Here is a 16378-nt window from a genome sequence, read left to right as displayed (position 1 = left end):
GACTTCGGCCGAGGGGTTTTTTGTTGGGCACACCACGGTTGTCGACCCCCGGCAGCCGACCGAGCAGGGCAGTCCCGAGCAGGGCAGTGAGGAAGAGACAGAGATGAGCGAGCAGGACGGCGCGGTCACCGGCGCAGAGAGCCTGGTGCGGTCCCTGGAGCACGCGGGTGTCACTGACATCTTCGGCATCCCGGGCGGCGCGATCCTCCCGGCGTACGACCCGTTGATGGACTCGCAGAAGATCCGTCACGTCCTCGTGCGTCACGAGCAGGGTGCCGGTCACGCGGCCCAGGGCTACGCGGCGGCCACCGGTCGTGTCGGCGTCTGCATGGCGACCTCCGGCCCGGGTGCGACCAACCTCGTCACCCCTATCGCCGACGCCTACATGGACTCCGTGCCCATGGTCGCCGTCACCGGTCAGGTGGGCTCCTCGCTCATTGGCACCGACGCCTTCCAGGAGGCCGACATCCGGGGCATCACGATGCCCGTGACCAAGCACAACTTCCTGGTCACCGACCCCGCCGAGATCCCGCGGGTGGTGGCCGAGGCGTTCCACATCGCCTCCACCGGTCGCCCCGGCCCGGTGCTCGTCGACGTCACGAAGTCGGCGCTGCAGGCGACCTCCACGTTCGAGTGGCCGCGCGAGGTCAACCTGCCCGGCTACCGCCCGGTGACCAAGCCCCACGGCAAGCAGATCCGTGAGGCCGCCCGCCTCATGCTGTCGGCCAAGCGCCCCGTGCTGTACGTCGGTGGCGGCGTCATCCGGGCCCGTGCGTCGCGCGAGCTGCGCGCCCTGGCCGAGTACACCGGCATCCCGGTGGTCACCACCCTGATGGCGCGCGGTGCGTTCCCCGACTCCCACCCGCAGCACCTCGGCATGCCCGGCATGCACGGCACGGTGGCCGCGGTGACCGGGCTGCAGCGCTCCGACCTCATCATCAGCCTCGGCGCCCGGTTCGACGACCGCGTCACCGGCAACCTGGACTCCTTCGCCCCGCACGCGATGGTGATCCACGCCGACATCGACCCGGCCGAGATCGGCAAGAACCGCCACGCCGACGTGCCGATCGTGGGCGACGCCCGCGAGGTGCTCGTCGACCTGCTCGCCACCCTCCAGGCCGAGGCCGAGCAGGGGCGCGAGGGTGACTACGAGCAGTGGATCGACTTCTGCGCCGGCATGAAGAAGCGCTACCCGCTCGGCTACGACAAGCCGGCCGACGGCAGCCTCGCCCCGCAGTACGTGCTCGAGCGTCTGGGCCAGATCGCGGGCCCGGAGGCGATCTACGCCGCAGGCGTCGGCCAGCACCAGATGTGGGCCTCCCACTTCATCGGCTACGAGCGCCCCAACACCTGGCTCAACTCCGGTGGCCTGGGCACGATGGGCTACTCGGTGCCGGCCGCCATGGGCGCCAAGGTCGGCATGCCCGACACCACCGTGTGGGCGATCGACGGTGACGGCTGCTTCCAGATGACCAACCAGGAGCTGGCCACCTGCGCGATCAACGACATCCCGATCAAGGTCGCGGTGATCAACAACGAGTCGCTCGGCATGGTGCGCCAGTGGCAGACGCTCTTCTACAACGAGCGCTACTCCAACACCGACCTGCACTCCAAGCGGATCCCCGACTTCGTGAAGCTGGCCGAGGCGCTCGGCTGCGTGGGCCTCTCGTGCGAGTCGGAGGCCGACGTCGACGCCACCATCGAGAAGGCCATGGAGATCAACGACCAGCCGGTGGTCGTCGACTTCCGGGTGCACCGTGACGCCATGGTGTGGCCGATGGTCGCCTCCGGCACGAGCAACGACGACATCAAGTACGCCCGGGACATGGCTCCCCAGTTCGACGAGGACGACCTCTGATGAGCAAGCACACCCTGTCGGTCCTGGTGGAGAACAAGCCGGGCGTCCTGACCCGCGTGGCTGCCCTCTTCAGCCGCCGCGGCTTCAACATCGACAGCCTGGCCGTCGGCCCGACCGAGCACCCCGAGGTCTCGCGGATGACCATCGTGGTCAACGTGGAGGACCTCCCGCTCGAGCAGGTCACCAAGCAGCTCAACAAGCTGGTCGAGGTGCTCAAGATCGTCGAGCTCGACGGCCCGGCCTCGGTGCGCCGCGAGCTGTTGTTGGTCAAGGTGAAGGCTGATGCCGAGACCCGCGGCAACGTGCTCGACGCCATCCAGCTCTTCAAGGCCAAGGTCGTCGACGTGGCGCCGGACGCCGTGACGATCGAGGTCACCGGCAACTCCGACAAGCTGCGCGACTTCCTGGCCGTCATGGAGCCCTTCGGCATCCGTGAGCTGGTGCAGTCGGGCATGGTCGCCATCGGGCGTGGCTCCCGCTCGATCACCGAGCGCACCACCCGCCCCGCGCCGGTTGCCGTGCCGCAGCCCCAGTCGTACGCCTGACCCCCCGCGGCGGGGGAGACCCCGCGCGGACACCCCGCCCTGCCGGTTGCGAAGATCGACGCCGGCACCCACCCCGCAATGAAGGAGAGCCCCCGTGGCTGAGATGTTCTACGACGACGACGCAGACCTGACGCTGATCCAGGGCAAGAAGGTCGCCGTGATCGGTTACGGCAGCCAGGGTCACGCCCACGCCCTCAACCTGCGCGACTCGGGCGTCGACGTCCGCATCGGTCTGCCCGAGGGCTCCAAGTCCCGCGTCAAGGCCGAGGACGAGGGCTTCACCGTCCTCACCCCCGCCGAGGCCGCCAAGGACGCCGAGGTCATCGTGATCCTCGCCCCCGACCAGCACCAGCGCACCCTCTTCGCCGAGCACATCGAGCCCAACCTCAACGAGGGCGACACCCTGGTCTTCGGCCACGGCTTCAACATCCGCTTCGGCTACATCACCGCCCCCGAGGGCGTCGACGTCATCATGGTCGCGCCGAAGGCTCCCGGTCACACCGTGCGTCGCGAGTACGTCGCCGGTCGCGGCATCCCGGACATCATCGCCGTGGAGAAGGACGCCTCGGGCAACGCCTGGGAGCTCGCCAAGTCCTACGCCAAGGGCATCGGCGGCACCCGCGCCGGCGTCATCAAGACCACCTTCACCGAGGAGACCGAGACCGACCTGTTCGGTGAGCAGGCCGTGCTCTGCGGCGGTGTCTCCCAGCTGGTGCAGTACGGCTTCGAGACCCTCACCGAGGCGGGCTACCAGCCGGAGATCGCCTACTTCGAGGTGCTCCACGAGCTCAAGCTCATCGTCGACCTCATGTGGGAGGGCGGCATCGCCAAGCAGCGCTGGTCGGTCTCCGACACCGCTGAGTACGGCGACTACGTCTCCGGCCCGCGCGTCATCGACCCGCGCGTGAAGGAGAACATGAAGGCCGTCCTCGCCGACATCCAGTCGGGTGCCTTCGCCGAGCGCTTCATCAACGACCAGGACAACGGCGCCAAGGAGTTCCTCGAGCTCCGTGCCAAGGGTGCTGCCCACCCGATCGAGGAGACCGGCAAGAAGCTGCGCAGCCACTTCTCGTGGAAGCAGCAGGACGAGGACTACACCGAGGGCTCTGCTGCTCGCTGATCCCCGCCGGTCCCGCACGACGCCCGCCGACCCGTCTGGGTCGGCGGGCGTCGTCGTCTCCGGACGAGGCTCACTTCACCTCGGCGCGCATCAGCCGACGCAGGCCGAACGCCAGGGGCAGCACCAGCCAGATCACGGCGGTGACCCCGAGCTGCGCCCAGCCCTCCGCGTCCGGGCGGTTGTCGTAGAGGAACGTCTGGTTGTAGAAGAGGTCGACCCACGGCCAGACGTCGTGGAACGACTCGCGGTAGAACGCCAGCGCACCCATGACGTTGGGGAAGACGAACGAGTAGACGAAGTAGGCCACGATCGCGGCGGGGGAGTTGCGCAGCAGCACCCCGAGGGTGAAGCCCATCGCCACGCCGATCACGTTGGCCAGGACCGTCAGGCCGAGGTCGTACGCGCTGAACCTCCAGACCGCGTCGACGTCACGCACCGTCGCGCCGAGCAGGTTGCCCAGGGCGCCGATCGCCGTGGCGACCAGCATGCCGACCACGCCGATGCCGATCGTCACGACGGCCTTGGCCGCGACGACGCGTGAGCGCGAGGGCACCAGCGTGTAGGTGGTGAGGCCGGTGCGCTGGCTGTACTCCGAGGTGACGGCGAGGATCGCGATGACGGGCAGGATGATCGCCATCGGCATCCCGATCGCGGTGGCGAAGCTGCCGTACGTGATGGCGGAGTCCGGCGCGAAGACCAGCACCCCGGCGGTGGCGAGCACCGAGAGGATCACGATGCTGGCGGCCAGCCAGAAGCCCGAGCGGGTGTTGAACATCTTGACGAGCTCGACCCGGCAGAGCTGGGCGAAGCTGATGCCCGGGGCCGGCGGGTGCGCGTCAGCGGGCGCGGGGGCGTACGACTGGCGCGAGGCCCCGGCAAGCGTGGTGGTGGTGCTCATGCTGCGGCTCCTTCGGTGTGTCCCTCGCGCTGCGAGGCGGCGGTGAGCTGCAGGAACATCTCCTCCAGGCCGGCGCTGTCGCTGGCCCGCAGCTCGAGGAGGGGGATTCCTGCGGAGAGCGCGACGCGGCCGACCATCTCGGCGCTGGCCTCGGTGTGCAGGGCGTGGTCGGGGGTCCGGGTGACGGAGAGTCCGGCGGCCTGCAACGCGACGGTGAGTGCGTCCGGGTCCGGCGCGCGGACGACCGTGCCCGCCGCGGCGAGCAGCTCGGCCTTGGTGCCCCGGGCGACCACGCGTCCGTTGCCGATGACGACGAGGTCGTCGGCGATCACCTCGATCTCGTGCAGCAGGTGAGAGGAGAGCAGGACCGTCCCGCCGTCGTCGGCGAAGGTGCGCAGCAGGTCGCGCATCCAGCGGATCCCGGCGGGGTCCAGGCCGTTGGCGGGCTCGTCGAGCACGAGCACGGAGGGGTCGCCGAGCAGGGCGGCGGCGATGCCGAGCCGCTGGCGCATCCCGAGCGAGTAGTCCCGCACCCGGCGCGACGCCTCGTCGTCGGTGAGGCCGACGCGGGCCAGGGACTCCTCGACCCTGGTGCGCGGCAACCCCATGGTCAGGGCCGCCACCTTGAGCACGTCGCGGCCGGTCCGTCCCGCGTGCTGGGCGGAGGCGTCGAGGAGCACGCCGACCTCGCGTCCCGGGTTGGGCAGGTCGGCGAAGCGGCGCCCGTTGATCGTGGCCTCGCCGTGGGTGGCCGGGGTGAGCCCGACCATCACCCGCATGGTGGTGGACTTGCCGGCGCCGTTGGGACCGAGGAACCCGGTGACCCGTCCGGGACGGGCGGTGAAGGTGACGTCGTCGACGGCGAGGAAGCCGCCGTAGCGCTTGCTGAGTGAGTCGATCGTGATCATGACCCCACTTTCGGCCCGGGGGCGGGGTCGTCGCATCGGGGAGAGCGCCCGTCCGCACCCCCACCCGACCCCGAGGCGGCCTCAGGGTCACCCCGGGTGCCTGCCCGTGGCGTACAGGCCGGCGGGTGGGAACAAGCGTGGGGGAGGGGCTGTTCTGCTCGACATGCGCATCGAGATCTGGAGTGACGTCGTCTGCCCGTGGTGCTACATCGGCAAGCGGCGTCTGGAGACCGCCCTGTCCGACTTCGCCCACGCCGACGAGGTCGAGGTCGTGTGGCGCTCCTACCAGCTCGACCCGACCGCCCCGCGCGGCGAGTCGGTCAGCACCCTCGAGGCGCTCGGCGCCCGCTTCGGTGGCCCCGACCAGGTGCGTCAGATGCTCGCCCGCACCCAGGAAATGGCTGCCGCCGAGGGGCTGCACTTCGGCGACGCCAGCCTGCACGCCAACACCGAGGACGCCCACCGGTTGCTGCACCTCGCGCTGGACGCGGGCGGGGCGTCGCTGCAGGGTGAGCTCAAGGAGGCCCTCCTCGCCGCCCACTTCGTCGACAACCGTGACCTGGGTGACCACGCCGTGCTGCAGGACGTGGCGGTGACCGTCGGCCTGCCTGCTGCTCGGGTCGACGCCGTGCTGGCCTCGCAGGAGTACGCCGACGCCGTGCGGGCGGACGTCGAGCAGGCACGGGCGTACGGCGCCACGGGCGTGCCGTTCTTCGTGGTCGAGGGCAAGTACGGGGTCTCCGGTGCCCAGCCCGTGGAGACCTTCACGCAGGTGCTCGCCCGGGCGTGGGACGACTCCCACCCGAAGCTGGACCTCGTCGGGGGCGGCGACGCGGAGGCCTGCGGCCCCGACGGGTGCGCCGTCTGACGCAGGTCCGGGCGGGGGCAGGTGGACGACGGTCCACCTGTCCGTCATCGAGCCCCGCCGCGGGCGCTCCTCGGCCATGATGGGCAGGTGAGCCCCGACCTGACGCACGCCGAGACCCGCGCCCCGTCCCGTCGCGAGCTCGGGGTCGACCTGGCGCGCGGCGTCGCGGTGGTCTCCATGTTCGTGGCCCACACCGCCCCCGGGGCCGGGCCGGGCGACGTCCTCATGCTCTCCGAGTTCCTGACCTTCCCGCTCTTCGCGCTGCTCGTGGGGGCAGGTACCGAGCTCGGGGCGCGTGCCCTGGGGCCGGCCGCCCACGCGGTCGCCTCGTTCGTGAGAGCCTCCGCCCTGCTCGCCCTCGGATGGGCGTTGGCCCAGGCGGGGGCCCACATCGTCATCGTGCTCGCACCGCTGGGGGTGCTGACCCTCCTGTGCTGGGCGGTCTCGCGCCTGCCCACGACGCTCGTCCTGGGGGTCGCGGTGATCGCAGGGCTCGTGGCTCCGTGGACCATCGAGGCCAGTCGGTCGACCTGGATCCAGCTGGCCGTCGACGGCGAGACGGGGAAGCTGTGGTGGTTCGACCTGCTGGTGAGCAACTACTACCCGCAGGCGGTGCTGCTGCTCTGCGGATGCGTCGGGATCCTCCTCGTGCGCCTGCTGCTGCCGCCTCAGGGCCAGCCAGTCGGGCTGACGCTCCCAGCAGGACTGCTCGTGGGGTGCATCGGCGTCGTCGGCCTCCTCTCGTGGGCCCGGTTGACGGGACGCGTCGACCTGGTGGCCTACGAGACGACGTGGTCGGAGGAGCTCTTCGTGACAGCCCTCGCGACCGGCGTGTTCGTCGCCTGCCTCCTGGTCGCGCGGTGGCCCGTGAGTCGGGTGCTGCGTCCGCTGGCCTGGGTCGGAGGCATGACGCTGACCGTCTACAGCCTCCAGGTCGTCTGGCTCGCGTGGTGGGCTCGCGGCCTCTTCCCGGGGACCCCGGACGACGCCTGGGCCAACGTGGTCGGCATGACACTGGTCGCCGTGCTCGTGGCCGCGCTGTGGCGCAGGTTCGGGCTGCCTGCCCCGTGGCGTCGTGGACCGCTGGAGGGCGTGGTGGGCACGGGTGTCGCCAGCGCACTCCGATTGCTGCCCGGCCACGACCCCGACCGTGTCCCTGCGGTGGTCTCACCGACCCGGACCGAGGTCGGGGAGCCGCTCGAGCGCAGGTAGCATCGGCCGCAGGCACAGTGTCGTGCAACGTGTGCACCCACCCACTTCTGAACTTGCTGAGGACCCAGCCTGTGACCAAGCCAGTCGTACTCATCGCCGAAGAGCTCAGCCCCGCCACCATCGAGGCGTTGGGCCCGGACTTCGAGATCCGCCACTGCAACGGGGCGGACCGTGCCGAGCTGCTCTCCGCGATCGTCGACGTCGACGCCATCCTGGTGCGCTCGGCGACGAAGGTGAACGAGGAGGCCCTCGCCGCCGCGACGCGCCTCAAGGTCGTCGCCCGTGCCGGTGTTGGCCTGGACAACGTCGACGTGAAGGCCGCCACCCAGGCCGGCGTCATGGTCGTCAACGCCCCGACCTCCAACATCACCTCGGCCGCCGAGCTGGCCGTCGCGCTGATGCTGGCTGCCGCCCGCCACATCAGCCCCGCCCACGCGGCGCTGCGCAGCGGTGAGTGGAAGCGCTCGAAGTACACCGGCATCGAGCTCTTCGAGAAGACCGTCGGCATCGTCGGCCTGGGCCGCATCGGCGTCCTGGTCGCCCAGCGGCTGCAGGCCTTCGGCATGAAGGTCGTGGCTTACGACCCCTACGTGCAGGCCGGTCGCGCCGCCCAGATCGGCGCCCGCCTGGTCGACCTCGACACGTTGCTGGCCGAGTCCGACTTCATCTCCGTGCACCTGCCGAAGACCCCCGAGACCGTCGGCCTGATCGGGGCCGAGCAGCTCGCGAAGGCGAAGAAGGAGCTCGTCCTCGTCAACGCCGCCCGTGGTGGCATCGTCGACGAGGCCGCCCTCTTCGACGCCCTGAAGAGCGGCCAGATCGCCGCGGCGGGCGTCGACGTCTTCGACAAGGAGCCCTGCACCGACAGCCCGCTCTTCGAGCTCGAGAACGTGGTCGCCACCCCGCACCTGGGCGCCTCCACCGACGAGGCCCAGGAGAAGGCCGGCATCGCGGTCGCCCGGTCGGTGCGCCTCGCCCTCTCCGGTGAGCTCGTGCCCGACGCGGTCAACGTCCAGGGTGGCGTCATCGCCGAGGACGTCCGCCCCGGCATCCCGCTCACCGAGAAGCTCGGCCGGGTCTTCACCGCCCTGGCCGGCGAGGTCGCCCAGCAGCTCGACGTCGAGGTGCGCGGCGAGATCACGGAGTACGACGTCAAGGTGCTCGAGCTGGCCGCCCTCAAGGGCGTCTTCGCCGACATCGTCGAGGACCAGGTCTCCTACGTCAACGCCCCGCTGCTGGCCGCCGAGCGCGGCACCGAGGTGCGCCTGGTCACCGAGGCCGAGAGCCCCGACCACCGCAACCTCATCACCATCCGCGGCACCCTGGCCGACGGCCAGCAGGTCTCCGTCAGCGGCACCCTGGTGGGCATCTCGCAGAAGGAGCGCCTGGTCGAGGTCAACGGCTTCGACGTCGACATCGAGCCGACCGACCACCTGGCCTTCTTCACCTACGAGGACCGTCCGGGCATGGTCGGCACCGTCGGCCGCATCCTCGGCGAGGCCGCCGTCAACATCGCGGGCATGCAGGTCGCCCGCGACGTCAAGGGCGGCCACGCCCTGGTCGCGCTCTCCGTCGACTCCGCCATCCCGGTCGAGACCCTCGCGGAGATCAAGGGTGCGATGAGCGCCAGCCAGGTGCGGGCGGTCAACCTTTCCTGACCCCGGCCCCCAGGTCGTCCGAGTCGGCCCGGTCCCACCACGGTGGAGCCGGGCCGCCGCGTTTTCGTGCCCGACCCGGGGGAGGGGAAGATGGGCCGGTGTCCGAAGCCCGCGCCCGCGGTGCCCGTGCCGAGAAGGCGCCGGTTCCGCTCCTCGACCTCGGCCCGGTCGCCCAGCTGCGCGCCGGTCGGCTGCCGCGTCGTCTGACCCAGCTGATGGCCGGCCTGGTCCTCTACGGCGTCTCGCTCGGCCTGATGGTCCAGGGCGCGTTGGGGGTGGCGCCCTGGGACGTCCTGCACCTGGCGCTGACCCGGTTCGCCCCCCTGACCCTCGGCCAGGTCGTCATCCTCGCCAGCCTGGTCGTGCTCCTCGCCTGGATCCCGTTGCGCGAGAAGCCCGGGGTGGGCACGCTCCTCAACGCGGTGATGGTCGGAGCGGCCGCAGACGCCACGCTGGCGCTCGTGGCCCAACCCGACGCGATCGTCGCGCGGGTCGTCCTCGTGGTGGGTGGAGTCGTGCTCAACGGGGTCGCGACGGCCCTCTACATCGGAGCCCAGCTCGGGCGAGGGCCCCGCGACGGCTTGATGACCGGGCTGGTGCGCCGCACCGGGGCGTCGCTGCGCCTCGTGCGTACGCTCCTCGAGGTCGCCGTGGTCGTCGTCGGGCTCCTGCTCGGGGGACGGTTCGGCGCCGAGTTCGGCGTGGGGACCGTGCTCTACGCGCTGGGGATCGGTCCGCTCGCCCAGGTCTTAATGCCCTACGCCGTCGTCGAGCTGCCGGCAGCCGCGCCCGTCGAGCCGTCCGTCGACGGCTGAGTCGCGCCGCGGTCAGCGGCGCGTGGCGATCAGCACCGACGCGTCGTGGGCGATCATCACCTCGACGGCGGTGAACCGCTCGTCGGTCAACCACTCCTCGCGCAGGGTGTCGACCCGCCCCAGGTGGATGGGCGGCCAGGACTCGCACGGGGTGAAGTCGTCGAGCACCACGATGCCGCCGCGCTCGACGAGGTCGGCGATGGCGTCGACCCGCACGCTCTCGGGGTCGCCGGAGTCGAGGAAGAGCAGCGAGAAGGGCCCCTTGCCCGCGAGGGTGGACCAGTCGGCCTCGAAGACCTCCACGGCCTCGTCGTCGACGAAGATCTCCGCGGCGGCCTTGGCCAGACGGGGGTTCAGCTCGGCGGTGAGGATCCGGGCGTCGGTCTGCACCCCGGAGCGCAGCCACGCCGTGCCCACGCCGCACCCCGTGCCGAACTCGGCCATCAGCCCGGTGCGGGTCGCGGCCAGGGCGGCCAGCAGGCGGCCGGTCTCGTTGCGGCAGAAGGAGACGTAGCCGGCCCTGCGGGAGACGTCGAAGGCGCGACGCACGATCTGGGGAAGTTCGGGGGGAGCACTCACCGGCTCAGTCTCACACCGGAACGTTCGTGTGACGTACGTCGTCCAGCCGCCGAAACCCTCGACAAGGCGTGATCGGGGGCGTACGCTCAGCGCATCATGCGGACCGCACTCGTAGTAGTCGTACGCCGCGACGAGGCCTGACAGAGGGCCACCTCGTCGCGGTGTCCGTGGCGTGTCCCCCGGCCCTCCCGCCTCACCGTTCCTGCCGCGTACGACCCGGTCCACCGACCCGGGGTCACACGCTCGACGGCCTCGGCCGTCCGCCGCACCCGGCGCCTCTCGCAGGAACGTCCTCCACGTGATCCGTGGTCTCTCCGGTGCCGCCCCGACCTCGGCGGCGCACACCTCCACCACCTGCACCACCGTGACCCCGGCCTCGGGGTCGTGAACCTCAGGAGAGAGCATGTACGAGTTGAACCCGGCCGACTGGGGCCCCGGACGTCACAACCCGCAGAGCCCCCACAGCCACCACGCGGTGCAGCTCGCAGTTGACCTGCGAGATGCCTCCGACCAGCGTCCCGACGACAACTAACCTCCGGAGCCATGACCACCACCTCCCCCCGGACCCCGATCGAGCTCGCCGTCATCCCCGGCGACGGCATCGGCCCCGAGGTCACCCGCGAGGCCCTCAAGGTCCTCGACGTGGTGGCCCCCGAGACCTTCACCGCCACCCACTACTCGCTGGGGGCCGAGCACTACCTCACCACCGGTGAGGTCCTGCCGGACGAGGTCCTGGAGGAGGTGCGTGGCCGCGACGCCATCCTGCTGGGCGCCATCGGCGGCAAGCCCAACGACCCGGGCATCCCGCCCGGGCTGCTCGAGCGCAACCTGCTGCTGCGGCTGCGCTTCGCCCTCGACCACCACGTCAACCTGCGTCCCTCGCGGCTCTACCCGGGTGTCGCCTCGCCGTTGGCGAACCCCGGTGAGATCGACTTCGTGGTCGTGCGTGAGGGCACTGAGGGCCCCTACACCGGCAACGGTGGGTCGATCCGCCAGGGCACCCCGCAGGAGGTCGCCACCGAGGTCAGCCTCAACACCGCCTTCGGCATCGAGCGGGTCGTCCGCGACGCCTTCGCCCGCGCCGACAAGCGCCGCAAGAAGCTGACGCTGGTCCACAAGACCAACGTGCTGGTGCACGCCGGCTCGATGTGGTGGCGCATCGTCAACGAGGTCGCCGAGGAGTTCCCCGAGGTCGCCGTCGACTACCTGCACATCGACGCGGCGACGATCTTCATGGTCACCGACCCCGCCCGCTTCGACGTGATCGTCACCGACAACCTCTTCGGCGACATCATCACCGACCTGGCTGCCGCGGTGACCGGTGGCATCGGGCTGGCCGCGTCGGGCAACCTCAACCCGTCGCGCACGACGCCGTCGATGTTCGAGCCCGTGCACGGCTCCGCGCCCGACATCGCGGGCCAGCAGAAGGCCGACCCCACCGCCGCCATCCTCTCGGGCGCGATGCTGCTGGACTTCTTCGGCTTCGCCGAGGGTGCGGAGCGCATCGAGCAGGCCGTCGCCGCCGACATCGCCGAGCGCGTCGCCGGTGAGTCCCGTCCGACCGCCGCGATCGGCGACGCCATCGCGGCCCGAGTGTAAGTTGCGTCACATGGAGATCAGCACGACTCTCTCCGAGACCCGCGTCGACGACGCCCGGCTCGCCGAGATCCTCGAGGACCCCGGCTTCGGGGTGCACTTCACCGACCACATGTTCACCGTCGAGTGGACCCCGGAACAGGGGTGGCACGACGCGCGGATCACCCCCTATGGTCCGCTGACGCTGGACCCCGCCACGGCGGTGCTGCACTACGCGCAGGAGACCTTCGAGGGGATGAAGGCCTACCGTCACGCCGACGGCTCGGTCCACCTCTTCCGTCCCGAGGCCAACGCCGAGCGCATGGTCCGCTCCAGCCAGCGGCTGGCGCTGCCCGAGCTGCCCGTCGAGGACTTCATCGGGGCCGTCGAGGCCCTGGTGAAGGTCGACGAGCGGTGGGTGCCCGACAACGCCGGTGAGAAGAGCCTCTACCTGCGGCCGTTCATGTTCGCGAGCGAGAGGTTCCTCGGGGTCCGTCCCAGCCAGCACGTCACCTTCATGGTGATCGCCAGCCCGGCAGGCTCCTACTTCAAGGGGGGCCTCAAGCCGGTCAGCCTCTGGCTCACCGAGGAGTACACGCGCGCCGCCCGCGGCGGCATGGGTGCGGCCAAGACGGGTGGCAACTACGCCTCGTCACTGGTCGCCCAGCAGGAGGCCAGCCAGCACGGCTGCGACCAGGTGGTCTTCCTCGACGCCCAGGAGGGGCGCTACGTCGAGGAGCTCGGCGGGATGAACATGTACTTCGTCTTCCGCGACGGCTCCATCGTGACTCCCGCGATCGAGGGCACGATCCTCGAGGGCATCACCCGCTCCTCGATCATCGAGCTGGCCCGCGGCATGGGCCACGACGTCACCGAGCGCCGCTTCGAGATCGACGAGTGGCGCCGCGGCGTGGAGTCCGGCGAGATCGTCGAGATCTTCGCCTGCGGCACTGCCGCCGTCGTCTCTCCGGTGGGTGAGCTGCGCTCCGCCGCGGGCACCACGGCGGCCCCCGCCTCCACCGAGTTGACGATGAGGATCCGCCAGGCGCTGGTTGACGTGCAGTTCGGCCGCGCCGACGACACCTACGGGTGGATGCGCCGCGTCGTCTGAGCCGAGGGCTAATCTCGGGGAGTGAGCCTCACCCATCGGTCCTCGTCGCCCCCGCCCGGGCTGGAGGTCAGCGGCTACCAGGTGCTGACCCGCCTGGGTGAGGGCGGCATGGGGGTCGTGCACCTCGCCCGTAGCCCCTCGGGCGAACGGGTGGCGCTCAAGGTGATCCGGCCCAACGTGGTCGGTGACGACGAGTCGCGCGCCCGGCTGGCCCGCGAGGTCAACTCGCTCCTGCGCATCCGCAGCCGTCTCGTCGCCGAGATCATCGACGCCGACCCGTGGGGCGACGTGCCCTTCGTCGCCACCCGTTACGTGCCGGGTTGGTCCCTGCACGAGCAGGTCGCGCGCGAGGGTCCGCTCGAGGGCGACGACCTCGTCTGGTTCGCCCGCTGCCTGGCCCGTGCGATCGGCGCCGTCCACGCCGTCGGCGTGGTGCACCGCGACATCAAGCCGTCCAACATCCTGATGGAGGGGCGTACGCCCGTCCTCATCGACTTCGGGCTGGCGCGGTTGGCCGACGACCCGCGGCTGACCGCCCAGGGGTGGCTGCTGGGCACCCCCGGCTACCTCGCTCCGGAGATCCTCCACGGCCAGGACGCCTCCTGCGCCTCCGACATCCACTCGTGGGCCGCCACCGTGGCCTACGCCGGCACCGGGCGGGCCCCCTTCGGCTCCGGCCCCTCGGCCGCCGTGATGGACCGGGTCCGGCGCGGCGAGCACGTGCTGACCGGCCTGCCCGACGAGGTGGCCGAGGTGGTCGAGGCCGGGCTCGACCCGGAGCCCCGCAACCGGCCCACGGTCGCGGCGATCCTGACGTGGCTCGACCTCGACGAGTCGCAGGAGTGGGAGGACGACGCGGAGCTGCTGCCCGAGGACGCGACCGTCCAGGTGCCACTCGAGCCCTTCCCGGTCACCCGGCCCCTGACCCAGTACCGACCGGCCCAGGATCGACTCACGCAGCACCGACCGACCAGCCCGCCCGAGGTCGAGGAGTCGGGCGACGACCCCTGGCACGTCGACCACTGGCCCTCCGACGGGTGGCCCGCCGACGGATGGCACACGGTGCAGGACGAGGCCCACGACGACGAGGGCTACGACGACGAGGGCTACGACGACGAGCCGGGTGGGGTCGTCGACTTCACCGACGACCCGTGGTCGGTGCCCACCCAGGCGCCGCCGGCACGCGTCGGCCTGGGCGTGCGGCTGCGTCGGGCCGTCCTGCTGCTCTGTGTCGGACTGGCGATCTCGTTGTGGTTCGCCGCCGCCCCCTGGGTCGCGCTCGCCTCGCTGACCGCGGCGGTCTGGCTGCTGCGTACGCTCTCGCGCACCGCGTCGGCCGCCGACGAGCGCCGCCAGCTGCGCGGTGCGAAGTGGTACGACGGCGTCCAGAGCGCCGCGTCCACTCCCGCACACGTCTTCACGTCGCTGCCGGGCACCGTGGCGCTGCTGCTGTGGGCCAGCGCCTGGGCCGCCGTCGTGGGGCTCGTGCTCTACACCGTGCTCGCCCCCGAGGAGACGACCTGGGCGGGCATGGGTGCGGGCTTCGCGCTCGCCCTGTGGTGGGGACCCGGGGCGACCCGGGTGCGATGGACCGTCTCGCCGCTCGTGCGACCCTTCGCCGCCCACCCGGTGGTCTGGTTCGTGGTGCTCCTCGCGGCCCTCGGGGGCCTGGCCGTCGGAGCCGCCCACGTCGGGAGCGGCCCTCCGCCCGCGCCGGTCGACAGCCTGTGGGGTGGGTCGTGACCGCGTGGCACGACCTGACGGCCCTGGAGCAGGGTGTCGCCGTGCGCCACGGCGACGTGACGGCGGTGGAGCTCGTCGAGCACTACCTGGGGCGCGCCGACGAGGTCGGCGCGTTCGTGACGCGTACGCCCGAGCTCGCCCTCGAGCGGGCGGCCGCACTGCCGCGGGAGGGCAGCTCGCCGCTGCACGGGGTGCCGACCGCGATCAAGGACCTCAACCCCACCGCGGGGGTGCGCACCACCTTCGGGTCGGCGGCCTACGCCGACTACGTGCCCGACTTCTCCGACCACGTCACGCTGGCGATCGAGGCGGCCGGGATGGTGTCGCTGGGCAAGACCAACACCCCTGAGTTCGGGTCACCCTGCTATACCGAGCCCGACGTGGCACCGCCCGCCGTGACGCCCTGGGACCGCACGCGCACCGCGGGTGGCTCGTCCGGCGGCGCCGGGGCAGCGGTGGCTGCCGGGCTGGTCCCGGTGGCGCAGGGCTCCGACGGCGGAGGGTCGATCCGGATCCCGGCGTCGTGCTGCGGCCTGGTGGGGATCAAGCCGTCGCGCGGCCGGATCAGCGGTGGACCGACCTACGGTGATCCGGTCGGCCTGGCGACCGCCGGGACGTTGGCCCGCACCGTGACGGACGCGGCGGCCCTCTTCGACGTGCTGGCGGGCCATCGGGTCGGGGACCCGACCTGGGCGCCGGACCCCGACGACACCTTCCTGGAGGCGTCGCGACGGCGTCCGGGACGGTTGCGCATCGCCCGCTTCATCGAGCCGGTCCTCGTCGACGTCGAGGTCGACGGGGAGTGCGTGACGGCCTGGGAGGACGCGTCGGCGATGTTGACCTCGCTCGGGCACGAGGTGGTCGACGTCCCGGTGCCGCTGCCCCGCGAGGCCGTCGCCGTCTTCGAGACGTGCTGGGCGGTGCTGACGGCGCTCTCCGCCGCACCCGAGGGGCGCGAGCACCAGCTGCGGCCCCTGACCCGGTGGCTGTCCGAGCGCGGTCGGGCCGTCTCCGGCCCGGAGTTCGGCCTGGCGATCGGGGAGATGCGGCGCTTCGCCGCGCAGGCGCTCGAGGCCTTGGCACCCTACGACGCGGTGCTGACGCCGACCCTGGCCAGCCCGCCGGTGCAGGTTGGCGCCCTGCGCAACGACGCCGATCCCGCCGAGGACTTCGCGGCCCAGACCCGCTTCACCCCGTGGACGTCGGCGTGGAACGTGACCGGGATGCCGGCCGTCTCGCTGCCGACGCACTGGACCTCCGAGGGGCTGCCGGTCGGGATCATGCTCGCCGCCCGGCCCGCGGAGGACGGACTCCTGCTCTCCCTCGCCGGCCAGCTCGAGGATCTCTGCGACTGGCGCAGCCGTACCCCACCCGGGTGGTGACGCCCCCACCGAAATGGTCGAGATCTCGGGGCGGATTCCAGTTGGTCACGCAACACCGTGGTGTTTGTGGTGGGTCAAGAGTAGGTCGTCGAGGACCTCGGCCGGG

At 71.5% G+C, this 16378-nt stretch carries 15 protein-coding genes; 12 read left to right on the top strand and 3 right to left on the bottom strand.

The window, feature by feature from the left end; genetic code table 11:
* Positions 1-103: 103 nt before the first annotated feature.
* The 3 genes from IEQ44_RS10360 to ilvC all read left to right on the top strand — a co-directional run bounded on the left by IEQ44_RS10360 (position 104) and on the right by ilvC (position 3523).
* Positions 104-1858 (top strand): acetolactate synthase large subunit, encoded by a 1755-nt coding sequence (locus IEQ44_RS10360; RefSeq protein ID WP_193638395.1) that lies wholly within the window; start codon positions 104-106, stop codon positions 1856-1858.
* Positions 1858-2403 (top strand): acetolactate synthase small subunit, encoded by a 546-nt coding sequence (gene ilvN / locus IEQ44_RS10355; RefSeq protein WP_193638394.1) that lies wholly within the window; start codon positions 1858-1860, stop codon positions 2401-2403. The genes IEQ44_RS10360 and ilvN overlap by 1 nt, the downstream gene beginning before the upstream one ends.
* Positions 2404-2497: 94 nt before the next feature.
* On the top strand, positions 2498-3523 hold the full coding sequence (gene ilvC / locus IEQ44_RS10350) for a ketol-acid reductoisomerase (RefSeq protein ID WP_193638393.1): 1026 nt from the start codon (positions 2498-2500) through the stop codon (positions 3521-3523).
* A 70-nt stretch (positions 3524-3593) separates the two neighbouring features.
* Here the strand turns inward: ilvC and IEQ44_RS10345 are convergent, their stop codons facing one another.
* Both IEQ44_RS10345 and IEQ44_RS10340 read right to left on the bottom strand, forming a co-directional pair.
* On the bottom strand, positions 3594-4421 hold the full coding sequence (locus tag IEQ44_RS10345; protein ID WP_193638392.1) for an ABC transporter permease: 828 nt from the start codon (positions 4419-4421) through the stop codon (positions 3594-3596).
* Positions 4418-5329, bottom strand: a complete 912-nt coding sequence (locus IEQ44_RS10340; RefSeq protein WP_193638391.1) for an ABC transporter ATP-binding protein — start codon at positions 5327-5329, stop codon at positions 4418-4420. The genes IEQ44_RS10345 and IEQ44_RS10340 overlap by 4 nt, the downstream gene beginning before the upstream one ends.
* On the opposite strand from IEQ44_RS10340, the gene IEQ44_RS10335 reads away from it, so the two are divergent.
* The 4 genes from IEQ44_RS10335 to yczE all read left to right on the top strand — a co-directional run bounded on the left by IEQ44_RS10335 (position 5328) and on the right by yczE (position 9882).
* Positions 5328-6197, top strand: a complete 870-nt coding sequence (locus IEQ44_RS10335; protein ID WP_227487281.1) for a DsbA family oxidoreductase — start codon at positions 5328-5330, stop codon at positions 6195-6197. The genes IEQ44_RS10340 and IEQ44_RS10335 overlap by 2 nt on opposite strands.
* A gap of 87 nt (positions 6198-6284) precedes the next feature.
* Entirely contained in the window at positions 6285-7409 is a 1125-nt protein-coding gene (locus IEQ44_RS10330; RefSeq protein ID WP_193638390.1) for a DUF418 domain-containing protein, read from the top strand.
* Between the two features lie 71 nt (positions 7410-7480).
* On the top strand, positions 7481-9067 hold the full coding sequence (gene serA / locus IEQ44_RS10325) for a phosphoglycerate dehydrogenase (protein ID WP_193638389.1): 1587 nt from the start codon (positions 7481-7483) through the stop codon (positions 9065-9067).
* Positions 9068-9165: 98 nt separating this feature from the next.
* Positions 9166-9882, top strand: a complete 717-nt coding sequence (gene yczE / locus IEQ44_RS10320) for a membrane protein YczE (protein WP_193638388.1) — start codon at positions 9166-9168, stop codon at positions 9880-9882.
* Positions 9883-9894: 12 nt separating this feature from the next.
* On the opposite strand, the gene IEQ44_RS17925 is transcribed toward yczE, so the two are convergent.
* A complete protein-coding gene (locus IEQ44_RS17925; protein WP_319804611.1) occupies positions 9895-10866 on the bottom strand; it encodes an O-methyltransferase in 972 nt (323 codons plus the stop codon).
* On the opposite strand from IEQ44_RS17925, the gene IEQ44_RS17700 reads away from it, so the two are divergent.
* Genes IEQ44_RS17700 through IEQ44_RS10295 form a run of 5 tightly spaced genes read left to right on the top strand, consistent with a single transcriptional unit; the run spans position 10865 to position 16272 of the window.
* On the top strand, positions 10865-10993 hold the full coding sequence (locus IEQ44_RS17700; RefSeq protein ID WP_264674465.1) for a hypothetical protein: 129 nt from the start codon (positions 10865-10867) through the stop codon (positions 10991-10993). The genes IEQ44_RS17925 and IEQ44_RS17700 overlap by 2 nt on opposite strands.
* 11 nt (positions 10994-11004) lie before the next feature.
* Positions 11005-12060, top strand: a complete 1056-nt coding sequence (locus IEQ44_RS10310; RefSeq protein WP_193638387.1) for a 3-isopropylmalate dehydrogenase — start codon at positions 11005-11007, stop codon at positions 12058-12060.
* Between the two features lie 10 nt (positions 12061-12070).
* The gene (locus tag IEQ44_RS10305; RefSeq protein WP_193638386.1) at positions 12071-13147 is read left to right on the top strand and encodes a branched-chain amino acid aminotransferase; all 1077 of its coding nucleotides are present in this window, start codon (positions 12071-12073) and stop codon (positions 13145-13147) included.
* A gap of 21 nt (positions 13148-13168) precedes the next feature.
* Positions 13169-14890, top strand: a complete 1722-nt coding sequence (locus tag IEQ44_RS10300) for a bifunctional serine/threonine protein kinase/MFS transporter (RefSeq protein ID WP_193638385.1) — start codon at positions 13169-13171, stop codon at positions 14888-14890.
* On the top strand, positions 14887-16272 hold the full coding sequence (locus tag IEQ44_RS10295) for an amidase (RefSeq protein ID WP_193638384.1): 1386 nt from the start codon (positions 14887-14889) through the stop codon (positions 16270-16272). Before IEQ44_RS10300 ends, IEQ44_RS10295 begins: the two co-directional genes overlap by 4 nt.
* The last annotated feature ends 106 nt before the right edge of the window (positions 16273-16378 follow it).

Origin of the sequence: Nocardioides malaquae (assembly GCF_015070385.1) — a bacterium.
Lineage (GTDB): Bacteria > Actinomycetota > Actinomycetes > Propionibacteriales > Nocardioidaceae > Nocardioides > Nocardioides malaquae.
Note: the sequence above shows the minus strand (reverse complement) of the source record. Positions and strands in the feature narration are given on the sequence as shown.

What these genes read in the sequence shown, in the direction of transcription:
- IEQ44_RS17700 (WP_264674465.1), top strand. Translation starts at nt 10,865, where the DNA reads ATGTACGAGTTGAACCCGGCCGACTGGGGCCCCGGACGTCACAACCCG.
- IEQ44_RS10360 (WP_193638395.1), top strand. Translation starts at nt 104, where the DNA reads ATGAGCGAGCAGGACGGCGCGGTCACCGGCGCAGAGAGCCTGGTGCGG.
- IEQ44_RS10345 (WP_193638392.1), bottom strand. Translation starts at nt 4,421, where the DNA reads ATGAGCACCACCACCACGCTTGCCGGGGCCTCGCGCCAGTCGTACGCC.
- IEQ44_RS17925 (WP_319804611.1), bottom strand. Translation starts at nt 10,866, where the DNA reads ATGCTCTCTCCTGAGGTTCACGACCCCGAGGCCGGGGTCACGGTGGTG.
- IEQ44_RS10305 (WP_193638386.1), top strand. Translation starts at nt 12,071, where the DNA reads ATGGAGATCAGCACGACTCTCTCCGAGACCCGCGTCGACGACGCCCGG.
- IEQ44_RS10340 (WP_193638391.1), bottom strand. Translation starts at nt 5,329, where the DNA reads ATGATCACGATCGACTCACTCAGCAAGCGCTACGGCGGCTTCCTCGCC.
- IEQ44_RS10310 (WP_193638387.1), top strand. Translation starts at nt 11,005, where the DNA reads ATGACCACCACCTCCCCCCGGACCCCGATCGAGCTCGCCGTCATCCCC.
- IEQ44_RS10335 (WP_227487281.1), top strand. Translation starts at nt 5,328, where the DNA reads ATGACCCCACTTTCGGCCCGGGGGCGGGGTCGTCGCATCGGGGAGAGC.
- ilvN (WP_193638394.1), top strand. Translation starts at nt 1,858, where the DNA reads ATGAGCAAGCACACCCTGTCGGTCCTGGTGGAGAACAAGCCGGGCGTC.